We start from the raw sequence: 14,330 nt of genomic DNA, 5'->3' as shown, positions 1-14,330 counted from the left end.
GTATAATTATATTGAAAGTTTTTCCTTTATTTATTTAGATTTGTTTTCACTTATACTATACAACATTTCGTGTAAACTTTATTATCCTTTTGATTATAGAAGTGGACATGAGCAAATTAAAAATATGAATTTTACTCAAGTAAAAAATAACCTAGAATTTATTAGGGAAAATATATATAATTAATATAGACTTTATAGCTAGGGGTGCCTTTGGCTGAGAGATAACATTTCGTTATTAACCCTTAAAACCTGATCTGGGTAATACCAGCGTAGGAAAGCCTGTAGAAAGTTTTATAATAGTATTTTATATGTTTAGATTATTATAACTTTTTATAAATTAAGCTACATCCTACATGGATGTAGCTTTTATTTTTTATTAGAAATGTTATAACCAACTATGATTATAAACTAAAAAGTGTATGAAGTTTTTAGTTAGATTTTATAAAACTTTGAGGTAATTCTTATTTGGGCTATTAGGTTTAATCATAAGATTAAAGGAGATATAGAATATGAGATTTACAGAAAAATTATTAAAAGAAGCAATGCCTATATGGGAAAAGTATTTAGATCACCCATTTATAAAGGAAATTGGAGAAGGAACTCTAGATAAGAATAAATTTAGAGAGTATTTAGTTCAGGATTACCTTTATTTAAAAGAATATGCTAAAGTTTTTTGTGCTGGAGTAGTTAAAGCTAAAACTATGGAAGAAATGAAATTCTTTTATAATTCAACAAAGGGAACTATGGAGGATGAAACAGCGGTACATATAGAATATTTAAAAGGATTTGGTATATCAGAATTAGAAGCAGAGAAAAGAGAATATAAGAGTACTACTATAAGTTATACAAGCTATATGCAAGCAATAGCGTTAACCGGAGATTTAGATGAGATTGCTATTGCAACTTTACCATGTACATGGAGTTATAGCTATATAGGAAAATATATTTCAAAAAAATACTCTAACAAATTACAGGGGAATTTCTTTAAACCTTGGATTGATGAGTATGCTTCTGATGGATTTGATAAGTTTACAGATGAGTGGTTAGCTTACGTAGATAAAAAATGTTCAAACTTATCTGAAGAAAAACAAAAAAGATTAATAGATATATTTAAAAGAGCTAGTTTGTACGAACTTGATTTTTGGAATATGGCGTATGATGAAGGTGAAAAATAATGAGTGTTTATTTAGTAGCTTTAATTGGAATTTTAATATTAGGTTTATACATATTAGATTTAAGAAAACATAAAATTACAACAAGAGAAATTATCATGATTGGACTAAGTGTAGCTATTTCTTATGTGCTTTATATGATACCTTTAGTTAGATATCCTCAAGGTGGTGGAATAACTTTCTTTTCTATGCTTCCAATAATGCTTTTATCATTAGTATATGGAAGAACTGTTGGAGTTACAGGAGGATTGATATTTGGGCTTTTGAAAATATTAAACGGAGCTTTTATAGTACACCCAGTACAATTTTTACTTGATTACATACTGTCAAATATGGCTTTAGGACTAGCGGGATCATTTGAAATAGATAAGAAATATAAAATATTCTTTGGCTCACTTATGGCTGGTAGTATAAGTACTTTTGTAAGCATAATATCAGGAGTGATTTTCTTTGGTCAATATGCTCCTCCAGGAATGAATTTATGGATTTATTCAATAATTTATAATACAAGTAGTGCAGGAGTTGAAAGTTTATTAACAGCTATAGTGATAACAATAATGCCAATAAAAATGTTAGCTAAAAGAATGAAGCCTATAAATAATATATAGAAAATTTTAATAAGGAGTTGCATCATAATTAAATTAGATTATTTGATGCAGCTCTTATTTTAGTTTTGGAAGAAACTTGAGTTTATATTATAATGAAAATAAGATTTGTTTTGAAAAGGATGGATAATCGATGAATTTAATAACTCTTGAAAATATAAGTAAGAGCTATTCAGAAAAAATTTTAGCTAATAATGTATCTTTAGGAATAAATGAAGGAGAGAAGATTGGTCTTATAGGAGTTAACGGAACTGGAAAATCTTCTTTCTTAAAAATAGTTGCTGGAGTTGAAGAACCAGACGAAGGAACAGTAACAAAGGGAAATAGAGTAAGAATAGAGTATCTTGCTCAAACACCAGATTATGATGATAATGCTACTGTTTTAGAGCAAGTTTTTAAGGGTAACTCAGAGGAAATGAGAATATTAAGAGAATACGAAGAGTTACTTGAAAAAATAGATAAGGGTGAAGTTAAAGATAGTGATTCTGAAAGATTAATAAAGCTTCAAGGAAAAATAGATGCTTTAAATCTTTGGGATATGGAAAGTGAAGCAAAGAATGTTTTAACTAAGCTTGGAATAACTAATTTTGAAGAAAAAGTAGGAAATCTTTCTGGAGGACAAAAGAAGAGAATAATGCTTGCAGCTGCCTTAATAACTCCTTGTGAATTATTAATATTAGATGAGCCTACTAACCATTTAGATAATGAAACTATAAGTTGGTTAGAAGAATACTTAAATAGTAGAAAAGGCGCTCTTTTAATGATTACTCATGATAGATACTTCCTAGATAGAGTAACAAATAGAATATTAGAATTAGATAGAGGTAGATTATTTAGCTATGATGGAAATTATTCTGTTTTCTTAGAAAAGAAGATGGAGAGAATAGCCATAGAAAAAGCCAGTGAGGAAAAAAGACAAAATCTTATGAGAAAAGAACTAGCTTGGGTAAGAAGAGGTGCAAAGGCTAGAACTACTAAGCAAAAAGCTAGACTTCAAAGATTTGATGAATTAGTAAATCAAGAAGGATTTATTGAAAATGAAAATATAGAAATCTCTGTTATGGGAACGAGATTAGGAAAGAAAATAATAGAGATAGAACACCTAAATAAAAGCTTTGGTGATAAAAAGATTGTTGATGATTTTAACTATATAGTACTAAGAAGTGATAGAATAGGTATTGTAGGACCTAATGGAATTGGTAAATCAACACTTATGGGAATGATTGAAGGAAAAGTAGCACCAGATAGTGGAGAAATAATAAAAGGTGAAACTGTAAAAATAGCTTGCTTCTCACAGGAAGATACACATATGCATCCAGAGATGAGAGCTATAGATTACATAAAAGAAGCAGGAGAGTATTTACAAACTGCCACAGGTGAAAGAATAACTGCATCACAAATGTGTGAGAAGTTTTTATTTGATGGAACACTTCAGTGGACAATGATAGGTATGTTATCTGGAGGAGAAAGAAGAAGACTTCACCTTTTAAGAGTTCTAATGGAAGCCCCCAATGTGCTTTTACTAGATGAGCCTACAAATGATTTAGATATTGAAACTTTAAATAGATTAGAAGATTATTTAGACGATTTTGGTGGAGTTGTCATAACTGTATCCCATGATAGATATTTCCTAGATAGAATTTGTAATAAGATATTTTCTTATGAGGGAAATGGAAAAATAGATATTTATACTGGGAACTATGGGGATTATCTTCTAAGCAAAGAAGAAGAGGCTGTTAATAATAAAGAAAAAGAAGTGGCTGTGGATAAAAATAAAAAAGAGCCATCTGTGGATAAAAATAAAAACAAGGGCAAAGTATTGAAGTTCTCATTTAAAGAGCAAAGAGAATTTGAAACTATAGATGAAGAAATAATGACTCTTGAAGAAAAAATAGAAGAATTAGATTCTTTAATGGCAAAACATGCATCAGAGTATGGTAGACTTCAAGAACTGATGGAAGAAAAGGCAAAAGTTGAAGAAGAATTAGCATTTAAATATGAGAGATGGGAATATCTTAATGAGTTAGCAGCACAAATAGAAGAAAACAAAAAGAATAAATAAAATTTATTATCCTAGATAAGATATTACTTAAGTGAATAAATTAAATTTATATAAATTTGTAGAATTTCTAAAGATTCGATTATATACTAAACTAAAGTTAGAATATACTTAATACTAATATATTGAGTCTAAGGAACGAGAGTTGGTAAAAAGGGGAGCGCTTATGCAAAAGTATTGTAAAAATCAAAATAATATAAATATTTTATTAGATCATGAAAGTGGAAGAGGCTTTAAGGTTACTTTTACTATTAATGAAGAAGGAGAAAGTAATATATTAGTTATTACTAGAGCTCCAAAATCACATAATGCTGAAGATTTAAAAAAAGAGTTAAATAAGGCTATAAAATATTTAATGAATAATGAGGATGAACTTGGAATAATAAAAGAAATAAGTTTTGTATTCCTATTTCCTGTTATTGAATATAGCAAGGATGTGCTAGAAGAAGTTTATAATACCAAAGGCGAGCTATTCCTATGTGGAAATGATGGATTTATTGAGAATGGAGAATACTTAAAAAATGACTTAATAATATTTGAAAGTCTAATAAATAGTTCTCACATAATATTTGCTTGGGGAGAGCCAACGTCTAAAGATATTAGAAAGGTATATGAAAGTAGATTACATTACCTTTTAAAAGGATTTAAAGTTGTTAAAAATAACTGCTTTGATTTAAAGAAGTTTTATTATGTAGGAACACTTACAAATCAAGGATATCCTAGAAACTATAGTAGTTGGTCTAAAAATTTACAATTAAATGAATTTGAAATTTAAATAAAAAGGGCATGTATCAAAATAATCTTAAATTTGATACATGCTTTTTGTTTTATAAGCTTTAATACAAAATAAATATTATGTAAAAGTAAAAAAGAGTACCCGAGGGTACTCTTTTAGGGAGATACAAAATTAAAACAGTAAATAAGTTTTGCTTAAAAGAATTATTGGTTGTCTTCAATTAATTCTTCAATTTTGTCTCTACATCTGCAACCTTTGCAAGAACCTTTAGTTGCACCAGTTTTTTCAGCTACTGCTTCCACTGTGTGTGCACCATTTTTGATAGCTTCCTTTATCTTTGCTCTTGAGATTGCTCTGCAGATACAAACTTTAGTCATTTTATCAATTACTTGTTGATTTAAATTATTGTTATCATTCATACTATTTTCCTCCTAATTATATCAAAGTAAAACAGCACGATTAACAAAAGGGAATGGAATGTATTTGATGATTTAATTATAAGTTAATTGATAAGAAAAGTCAACATTAAATAATAAAAATTATTTATTAATTTTTATTATTTGATATATAAGTCTTAACTTATAATATTAGGTTGTACAAAAATAGAATTTTTATTATAAAAGCAAATTAAATAATTAATGAAAGCTTTCAAATATATGGATTTGTTTCGTTGACTTTTTAAAAGTGCTATTATATAATTTCTTTAAAGACTGTGAACAGGGCAAGTACTTATATAGAACCTTATTCAGAGAGTAGTTGGTTGGTGTGAAACTATAGGTATATTTAAGGAAAATCACCTGGGAGTTGGAGACTGAAAGGAATATATTCTTATTAAGTTATCCCGTATATCCACGTTACAGGATGCGAGCATTATAGGTGCTTTTAATTACCTATCATAAAAACGTAAAATTTTAATATTTATAATTGAATTATATAGATAGGTTTGAACTTTAGGTGGTATAGCGAATATAACTTCGTCCTTTTAGGATGGAGTTTTTTTTATTTTACTTAATTAAGTCTGGCTAAATAATCAATTATAAGTAAATAATTAAAATATTAAACAAGAGAAGGAAAGGAGTTTCAATATGTATAAAAAAGTTGAATTACCTAAGGGTTTTGTAGGCGTAGAAAAAGAAGTTGCAAACCTTTGGAAAGAAAGAAACATAATACAAAAGAACTTTGACATGAATCAAGATGGTGAATACTTTACTTTCTATGATGGACCTCCAACAGCTAATGGTAAACCACACGTAGGTCACGTATTAACAAGAGTTATGAAAGATATAATCCCAAGATACAAAGTTATGAAGGGATATAAAGTTATAAGAAAAGCTGGATGGGATACTCATGGACTTCCAGTTGAGCTTGAAATAGAGAAGAAGTTAGGAATTTCAGGTAAACCTCAAATAGAGGATTACGGTGTTGAAAAATTCGTAACTGAATGTAAAGATAGTGTATTCACATATGTTAGCATGTGGGAAAAAATGACTGAGCAAATAGGTTATTGGGTAGATATGGAGAATCCATATGTTACTTACCATAATCCATATATAGAATCAGTATGGTGGGCTTTAAAACAAATGTGGGATAAAAAACTTTTATACAAAGGTTATAAAACAATGCCTTACTGCCCAAGATGTGGAACAAGTTTATCATCACACGAAGTTTCACAAGGATACAAGGATGTTAAGGACTTAACTGCTGTAGCTAAGTTTAAAGTTAAAGGAGAAGATAATAAATACTTCTTAGCTTGGACAACAACTCCTTGGACTTTACCTTCAAACGTTGCTTTATGTATAAATAAAGCTTATGACTATGTAGAAGCTAAGCAAGCTGAAGGAGATGAAATCTTCATTTTAGCTAAAGAATTAGCACCTAAGGTTTTAGGAGAAGGTTTTGAAATAGTTAGAGAGTTTAAAGGTGAAGAGTTATTAGGTATGGAATATGAGCAATTATTACCATTTGTAACTCCAACTGAAGGAAAAGCTTTCGTAGTTGTTCATGGTGACTATGTAACTTTATCAGATGGTACTGGTATAGTTCATATAGCTCCTGCTTATGGTGAGGACGATAACTTAATAGGAAAGCAAAATGGATTAGCATTCTTAAACTTAGTTGATTTAAGTGGTAACTTTGTAGAAGAAGTAACTCCATGGGCTGGAAAATTCGTTAAGAAATGTGACCAACAAATAGTTGATTACTTAAAAGAACAAAATAAATTATTTAAAGCTGAAAAGCATACTCACTCATATCCACATTGTTGGAGATGTGACACACCACTTCTTTACTATCCAAAGGAAAGCTGGTTTGTTGCAATGACAACTTTAAGAGACAAACTTTTAGCTAACAATGAAAAAATAAATTGGTATCCAGATAACATCAAGAACGGTAGATTTGGTAAGTTCTTAGAGAATGTTATAGATTGGGGTATCTCAAGAGATAGATATTGGGGAACTCCACTTCCAATATGGGAATGTGAATGCGGACATAGAGAATGTATAGGAAGTATTGAAGAATTAAAAACTAAAGGAATAAATGTTCCAGAAGATATAGAACTTCATAAACCATACATTGATAAAGTTCATTTAAATTGTCCTCATTGTAATAAAGAGATGAAGAGAACAGCTGAGGTTATAGACTGTTGGTTTGATTCAGGATCAATGCCATTTGCTCAACATCACTATCCATTTGAGAACAAAGAATTATTTGAAGCTAACTACCCAGCTCAATTCATATCAGAAGCTGTTGACCAAACAAGAGGATGGTTCTATACATTATTAGCAATATCAACTGCTATATTTGATAGAAATCCATTTGAAAACTGTATAGTTTTAGGTCACGTTCTTGATAAGAAGGGCTTAAAGATGTCAAAATCTAAGGGTAACGTAGTTGATCCATTTGAAGTACTTGATTCACAAGGTGCTGATGCTACAAGATGGCATTTCTATACTGCAAGTGCTCCATGGTTACCAACTAGATTTTCAATAGAGGATGTTGCTGAAACTCAAAGAAAATTCTTAAGCACATTATGGAATGTTTACTCATTCTATGTTTTATATGCAGAGTTAGACAACTTCAATCCATTAGACTACAAAGATTTCGTATCAGATAACGTAATGGATAAATGGATAATGTCAAAACTTAATACTTTAGTTAAGGATGTAGACGATCATTTAAATAACTATAGAATAACTCAAGCTGCTTTAGAAATAGAAGAGTTTACTGATGAGTTATCAAACTGGTATGTAAGAAGAAATAGAGCTAGATACTGGTCAGAAGAATTAACTGATGACAAGATAGGTGCATACACTACTTTATACAGAGTTTTAGTAACTTTATGTAAAGTTGCAGCTCCATTCGTACCATTTATAACAGAAGAAATTTATCAAAACTTAGTAGTTAACTTAGATGAAAATGCTTTAGAAAGTATTCACTTAGGAGCATGGCCAGAAGTTGATGAAAAGGCTATAGATAAAAAATTAGAAGAAAAAATGGATTTAGCTTATAAGATAGTTAAACTTGGAAGAAGTGCTAGAAATGGTGCTAACATCAAGAATAGACAGCCACTTTCAAAAATGCTTCTTTCAACTTCAGAGCTTCCAGAATATTATGGAGACATAATTAAAGATGAGTTAAACATCAAGGAAGTAGAGTTAGGAGCTGACCTTTCTAAATATGTTAACTTCGAAATTAAGCCTAACCTACCTGTTTTAGGAAGAGCTTATGGTAAGTTAATACCAGCTATAAGAAAAGAAATAGCTTCAAGAAACCAAATGGAATTAGCTCAAAAAATTCAAAATGGTGGAGTAGAAGTTATCACTGTAGATGGAAATGAAATAGAATTAAATGCTGAAAACTTACTTGTAACAATGCAAGGATTAGAAGGATTCGCATTTGCTGGAGAGGGATCAGTTGGTGTTGTTTTAGATACTACTATAACTGATGAATTAAGAGAAGAAGGTCATGTAAGAGAAATCATATCAAAAATCCAAAACATGAGAAAAGAAAGTGGATTTGAGGTTGCTGATAAGATAACTCTTTACGTAGCTGAAAATGATATGCTTTTAGATGTAATCAAGAAATTTGAAGATGTTATAAAGAAAGAAACTTTAACTGAAGAAATTGTTTATAACGGAGATGCTGATTACTCAGAAGCTAAAGTAAATGGTGAAATATTAAAAATGGCTGTTTCAAAAAGAGCTTAATTAAAATAAAAGAGAGCAATTACTTGCTCTCTTTTTTATGTAATTTATTTAGTCCAAAGTTCTTTAGGTCCTTCATTAACTAACTTTGAAAATCCGCCCATCATATTATAAAGTTCTGTAAAGCCGTTATCCTCTAAAATTTCACAGGCTTGCATACTTCTAGAACCTCTTCTACAGTAAACAAGTATTGGTGAATCTTCATATCCATCAAGTTCATCTATAGAGAATAGTAATCTTCCTAAAGGAATAAGTTTGGCATTTTTAATATAGCCATCTTCTTTATACTCTTCTTCAGTTCTTACATCTAAAATTAGTAAATCTTTATTTTCATCCATTAATTTTATAGATTCTGTTATATCTATATCTTTATACATTAAAGTTTCCTCCTAAAAATTCTCTTTTAGCTATTATAAATTTTAAAAAGTATGGTTAATATATCAATAAGTAATAATATATTTGATTATACAACATAATTCAATTATTTTAGAAAAATTTATAATATATAATAATTTTTGCATTGAATTAATATTTGAATTTTATTACAATTATTAATAAGAAAACGTTTTTTTGGAAAAAATTTAAAAGGAATTTGACCAAATTGCAGAAATATACATAAATTCCTTGTATAAATGTAAAGTTATCATTATAATATTGAAGTATTAAGAAATAGATAGGTAATAAGTTAGAGTATAGGAGTTGAGTTAGATGGCTGCTTCAATTAAAGACGTTGCTAGAGAAGCTGGAGTATCAATAGCAACAGTTTCAAGAGTATTAAATGACATAGACGTTGTAAACGAAGAAACTAAGAAAAAAGTTTTAGAAGCTATAAAAAAACTAGGATATAGACCTAATATAGTGGCAAGAAGTTTAAAAACACATAGAACAAGAACTGTAGGTATATTAGTACCTGATATATCAAACCAAATATATCCTGAAATAGTTAGAGGTGCTGAGGACGTAGCTAACATATATAAATATAATGTAATGTTATGTAATTCAGACTTAGATTTAGAAAAAGAAAAAGAATACTTAAGAGTTCTTAAGGAAAAAATGGTTGATGGTGTTCTTTACATGAGTTCATCACTAGGAGAAGAAACTTTAAATTTAATAAATGAATTAGATTTAAAAACAGTTTTAGTTGAAAATGATGAGCAAAATGGTAAATTCCCAAGTGTAACTATAGATAATGAAAAAGCTACATATGAAGCTACTAATCATTTAATTGATAAAGGTATGAAAAACATAGCTTTCATAGGTGTAGAAGGTGACCTAAATAATGCTTGGGGTAAAAGATACAAAGGATACCAAGCTGCATTAAAAGATGCTGGAATAGAAATGAAAGAAGAATTAACTTACTTTAAAAACTTAAAGGTTAAGACTGGATATGATGCTATTTTAGCAATGCTTGAAAATGGTCAAAAAATAGAAGGAATAATCTGTGCTTCAGATGAAATAGCTATGGGTGCTATAAACGCTTTAAGAGATAAAGGAATAAAGGTTCCTGAAGAAGTTAGCGTTATAGGATTTAATGACATAGATTTAGCACATGTATTCTATCCAAAATTAACTACTGTATCACAACCAATGTATGATATGGGATCAATAGCTATGAGAATGTTAATTAAAATAATAAATAATAAACCTTTAGATCAAGATCATTTTGTATTAGATCATGATTTAATAGAAAGAGATAGCTGTAAGTAATTAATGCATAAAAAATGCATAATCATTAGGTAACATAAGATTAAATTATGTTACCTTTTTTTATTTATGGGAAAAATTAAATTTTAGTAAGGGAGGAGTTGGAGGTGAAAAATAAAAGAAAATTAATAATATTAGGTTTAATCCTTTTCTCATTAATATGTATATATATTGGAAAAAACTATATTGAGGGAAAAAAGCAAATAAATTCTCAGTCAGTTAATGTAATTGAAAATTTAGAAGAGGCCAAAGATGGGATACCAACAATAATAATGTTTAAAACAGATACTTGTCCTTATTGTGTTGAAATGCAAAAGGAGTTAAGTGATGTTTCAAAAGAAAGAGAAGGAAAATTTAATATTTACTATGCTAGGTTAGAAGAGGAGAAAAATATAGATTTAGCATATAAATATGATGCTAATGTTGTTCCAACTACTGTGTTTTTAGATAAAGAAGGTAATAAATTCTATGTTCATCAAGGACTTATGAGAAAAAATAATATAGAAGCTATTTTAAATTCTTTGGGGGTTAAATAGAATATGGAATTTTTAGCTTATTTTAATAGTAGTATATCTAATAATATATTTTTAGCCATAATACTATCATTTTTTGCAGGAGTAGTAGCATCTTTTAGTCCATGTACCATTTCATCTATTCCATTATTAATAGGATATGTTCAAGGTAGTGAGGTTAAGGATAATAAGAAAGCATTTAAGTATTCACTGATATTTTCAATTGGACTTGGAATAACATTTACTGTAATAGGCTTACTTACAGCCTTAATAGGAAAAGCTTTTTTAGGTGCAGGGAAGTTTTGGTATATAATATTGGCTTTTATTATGATAGGATCAGGGCTACAAGTTCTTAATATAATAAATTTATTTGGAGATAAAAAAGATGCTTGTAAAATCACTAAAAGAAGAGAGGGAATTTTAGATGCCTTCTTTTTAGGAATATTAAGTGGAATATTAGCATCTCCTTGTGCAACACCTATAATGGCAGCAATAATAGCCTTTATAGCTGCTAGTGGCAACTTAGTTATAGGAATGATAATGCTTTTAATGTATTCATTAGGTCATAGTGTTTTAATAATTTTAGCTGGAACATCCTTTGGATTAGTTGAGAAAATAGCCTACTCTGAAAACGGTAAAAAGATAGGAATGGTATTAAAAAATATATTGGGAACAATTATAATATTAGTTGGATTATACCTATTTTATCTTGGGGTATAGAAAATATGTAAAACAAATATACAGAAAGTGTTAAATTAAAATGAACTCGAGCAAAACTTATATTAATTTTGATATGATAATTATTAATATAAATTTTGATTGGAGGATTTTTATGGATCAAAATATAAATAAAAAATTATCTGTTGGACAATTTTTAAAATCTGTATTTAACATATTTATTAAAAATTTAGGTGATATAGCAATAATATCTGTGCTTTTTGCACTTCCTACTATTATAGGGCGAGGAAATGCTATATTTTCAGTAATTGGTATATTCAGCTTAGGATTCTCATCAATAGCTATAATAAAGTTAGCTAACAATTTTATTAGAGGTGAAAAGGTATCTTGGATTGAAACTATAAAATCAGCCTTTAAAAACCCTTTATTTCCTCTAGGAGTATTCCTTATACAAAACTTTGCTGTTTCTTTAGGCTCAAGCATATTTGCACCTTTAGGAATAGTAATATCAATCTTTTTTGTAATAGCTATGCAATGTTCTATATTTGAAAACATAAATGTAATAGAAAGTATAAGAAAAAGTTTTTTATTAGTAAAAAATAATTTTTTAGATATTCTTTTAAAGCAGTTTGCTTTAGTTTTTATAATTAACTTTTTTACAATGACCTTTGCAATGTTTTTAAATCAAAGTGTTTTATCAATAATAATATTTTCACTAGTTTTAAATATTATTACAGCTCTTACCCTAATAGGTGGAAATTTAATATATAAAGAAGTAACGGTTTAAGATTTTTAAAGACTATATAAGAGTCGAATTTATTTATCTATAGATAGTTAAATTTATGGAGAAAAAAAGTTTGATTTCCTATATAGTTTTTTATTTTTAAAATTTCACTGACTAAAAAATTAAAATTAATGTATAATAGAAAAGTTAGTATATATTTAAGAAATATAGATTAAAGGAGGAGAGGCTTATGAAGGATCAAAAATTATTAGGGGAAGAATCAGAATTAAAGCTTTTGATCAAGTATTCAGTACCAGCTATTATAGGTATGCTTGTAAATGCACTTTATAATATTGTTGATAGAATATTTATTGGACACATTCCTGGCGTTGGACCAATGGCTATTACTGGAGTTGGGATAACTATGCCAATTATGTCTATATTACTTGGTTTTGGAATGCTTATAGGGATTGGTGCTACTGCAAATATCTCTATAAAATTTGGGCAAAAGAAGAGAAAAGATGCAGAGAAAATATTAGGAAACTCTGTGGTCTTAATAACTATAATATCTTTAGTTTTAACTATTATTGGAATTGTCTTTGCAAACAGTATTCTACACTTATTTGGAGCAAGTGAGGCTACAATTTTTTATGCAAAGGAATATATAAATGTAATACTTTTAGGAACTATATTTAATTTAATGTCATTCTCTTTATACAGTACAATTAGAGCAGATGGAAATCCAAAGATGTCAGCTGCAGTAATGGTACTTGGATGTATTATAAATGTAATATTAGATGCAGTATTTATATTTGTATTTAACTTAGGGATAAAAGGTGCAGCTTTAGCTACAGTAATTTCTCAAATAGTTACTACATTAATAATGCTTTATTATTATACATTAGGAGGATCAAACTTAAAATTAAAATTTGAAACTCTTAAATTAGATTGGAGATTAGTTAAGATAGTTTTAGCTATAGGTGTAGCTCCGTTTTCAATGCAGATGGCTGCAAGTGTAGTTCAAGTAATAGCTAACAATGCACTAAGAATGTATGGAGGAGACTTAGCTATAGGAGCTATGGCGGCAATTTCTTCAATAGCAATGATATTTTTAATGCCTATATTTGGTATAAATCAAGGTTCTCAGCCTATAATTGGATATAACTATGGAGCTAAGAAGTATGAAAGAGCTCAAAAAACAGTTAAGTTAGCTATGATAGCAGCTACAACAATACTTGTTTTAGGAGGAATATTAATTCAAGCATTCCCAGCCTTAGTAATAAGTATGTTTAATTCAGACCCTAAGCTTTTAGAAATAGGAGTTCCAGGATTAAGAATATATTTATTTATGATGCCTATAATAGGTATATCAATAATAGGATCTAACTATTTCCAATCAATAGGTAAAGCTAAGTTAGCAACTTTTTTAAGTTTATTAAGACAGGTTATACTTTTAATTCCATTAACATTGGTCTTACCTAAGATTGCAGGATTAGGTTTAACAGGGGTTTGGTTAGCTGGTACAGTTTCAGACTTCTTATCTACAATAATAACTGGATTATTCATAATTAAAGAGTTCAAAAAAGAAGATAGTATAGAAGATGAAAAAGCAATTTAAAAAAAGCTGAGTTTAGAAATTTCTAAACTCAGCTTTCTTTTATATAATACCTTCGTCTTTTAATAAATCTTCAAGTTTTCTTACTTTCTCTGTTAGAGTAACGAATTTTTGCTTTAAATCATCTTTACTTAAATCATCTATTTGAACTTCAAGTTCTTCTACAGTTTTTAAAACTTCATCTATATCTTGTTGAGCTAATTTTAAATTTTTTTCGTTCATATAAAAAATTCTCCTTTTAAGTAAATTCGTTCTTTGTAGTTTTATGGTAACACTACTATTCTAACTATGCAAGGCATATATTATACAGAAATTACTTATGA

At 28.6% G+C, this 14,330-nt stretch carries 13 protein-coding genes, 1 riboswitch and 1 other annotated feature; of the genes, 10 read left to right on the top strand and 3 right to left on the bottom strand.

From position 1 onward, the window contains the following. Window positions 1-190 precede the first annotated feature (190 nt). A riboswitch (TPP riboswitch) is annotated at window positions 191-293 on the top strand. A 216-nt stretch (window positions 294-509) separates the two neighbouring features. From tenA to ACYUCG_RS11725, 4 genes are all read left to right on the top strand, one after another. Further along, on the top strand, window positions 510-1,175 hold the full coding sequence (gene tenA, locus ACYUCG_RS11740) for a thiaminase II (protein WP_110035093.1): 666 nt from the start codon (window positions 510-512) through the stop codon (window positions 1,173-1,175). Beyond that, a complete protein-coding gene (gene thiT / locus ACYUCG_RS11735; protein ID WP_110035094.1) occupies window positions 1,175-1,780 on the top strand; it encodes an energy-coupled thiamine transporter ThiT in 606 nt (201 codons plus the stop codon). Before tenA ends, thiT begins: the two co-directional genes overlap by 1 nt. Before the next feature lie 130 nt (window positions 1,781-1,910). Beyond that, on the top strand, window positions 1,911-3,839 hold the full coding sequence (locus ACYUCG_RS11730) for an ABC-F family ATP-binding cassette domain-containing protein (protein WP_460268672.1): 1,929 nt from the start codon (window positions 1,911-1,913) through the stop codon (window positions 3,837-3,839). Window positions 3,840-4,002: 163 nt separating this feature from the next. Continuing rightward, the gene (locus ACYUCG_RS11725; RefSeq protein WP_003467949.1) at window positions 4,003-4,611 is read left to right on the top strand and encodes a DUF1643 domain-containing protein; all 609 of its coding nucleotides are present in this window, start codon (window positions 4,003-4,005) and stop codon (window positions 4,609-4,611) included. A gap of 164 nt (window positions 4,612-4,775) precedes the next feature. Here the strand turns inward: ACYUCG_RS11725 and ACYUCG_RS11720 are convergent, their stop codons facing one another. Next, window positions 4,776-4,991, bottom strand: coding sequence for a (2Fe-2S)-binding protein (locus ACYUCG_RS11720; RefSeq protein ID WP_003456903.1), 216 nt, complete (start codon window positions 4,989-4,991; stop codon window positions 4,776-4,778). A gap of 284 nt (window positions 4,992-5,275) precedes the next feature. Further along, window positions 5,276-5,557 (top strand) — a binding site (T-box leader). Between the two features lie 100 nt (window positions 5,558-5,657). Here ACYUCG_RS11720 and ileS point away from each other — a divergent pair. Beyond that, window positions 5,658-8,777, top strand: a complete 3,120-nt coding sequence (gene ileS, locus ACYUCG_RS11715) for an isoleucine--tRNA ligase (RefSeq protein WP_415342242.1) — start codon at window positions 5,658-5,660, stop codon at window positions 8,775-8,777. Between the two features lie 44 nt (window positions 8,778-8,821). Here ileS and ACYUCG_RS11710 read toward each other — a convergent pair whose 3' ends face one another. Further along, window positions 8,822-9,151, bottom strand: a complete 330-nt coding sequence (locus tag ACYUCG_RS11710; RefSeq protein WP_060796358.1) for a rhodanese-like domain-containing protein — start codon at window positions 9,149-9,151, stop codon at window positions 8,822-8,824. A gap of 331 nt (window positions 9,152-9,482) precedes the next feature. On the opposite strand from ACYUCG_RS11710, the gene ACYUCG_RS11705 reads away from it, so the two are divergent. From ACYUCG_RS11705 to ACYUCG_RS11685, 5 genes are all read left to right on the top strand, one after another. Continuing rightward, the gene (locus tag ACYUCG_RS11705; protein ID WP_003450596.1) at window positions 9,483-10,481 is read left to right on the top strand and encodes a LacI family DNA-binding transcriptional regulator; all 999 of its coding nucleotides are present in this window, start codon (window positions 9,483-9,485) and stop codon (window positions 10,479-10,481) included. A 104-nt stretch (window positions 10,482-10,585) separates the two neighbouring features. Beyond that, window positions 10,586-11,014: a thioredoxin fold domain-containing protein gene (locus tag ACYUCG_RS11700; RefSeq protein ID WP_460268671.1), complete on the top strand. Its 429-nt coding sequence runs from the start codon at window positions 10,586-10,588 to the stop codon at window positions 11,012-11,014. 3 nt (window positions 11,015-11,017) lie between these two features. After that, window positions 11,018-11,710, top strand: a complete 693-nt coding sequence (locus ACYUCG_RS11695; RefSeq protein ID WP_460268670.1) for a cytochrome c biogenesis CcdA family protein — start codon at window positions 11,018-11,020, stop codon at window positions 11,708-11,710. Between the two features lie 112 nt (window positions 11,711-11,822). Beyond that, window positions 11,823-12,455, top strand: a complete 633-nt coding sequence (locus ACYUCG_RS11690) for a hypothetical protein (protein ID WP_003463058.1) — start codon at window positions 11,823-11,825, stop codon at window positions 12,453-12,455. 187 nt (window positions 12,456-12,642) lie between these two features. Beyond that, window positions 12,643-14,010 carry an MATE family efflux transporter gene (locus ACYUCG_RS11685; protein WP_460268669.1) on the top strand — a complete coding sequence of 456 codons (1,368 nt, stop codon included), beginning with the start codon at window positions 12,643-12,645 and terminating at the stop codon, window positions 14,008-14,010. Between the two features lie 39 nt (window positions 14,011-14,049). On the opposite strand, the gene ACYUCG_RS11680 is transcribed toward ACYUCG_RS11685, so the two are convergent. Next, window positions 14,050-14,229, bottom strand: coding sequence for a hypothetical protein (locus ACYUCG_RS11680; RefSeq protein WP_003450573.1), 180 nt, complete (start codon window positions 14,227-14,229; stop codon window positions 14,050-14,052). Window positions 14,230-14,330 lie beyond the last annotated feature (101 nt).

The organism is Clostridium sp. CTA-17 (assembly GCF_054767895.1).
Note: the sequence above shows the minus strand (reverse complement) of the source record. Positions and strands in the feature narration are given on the sequence as shown.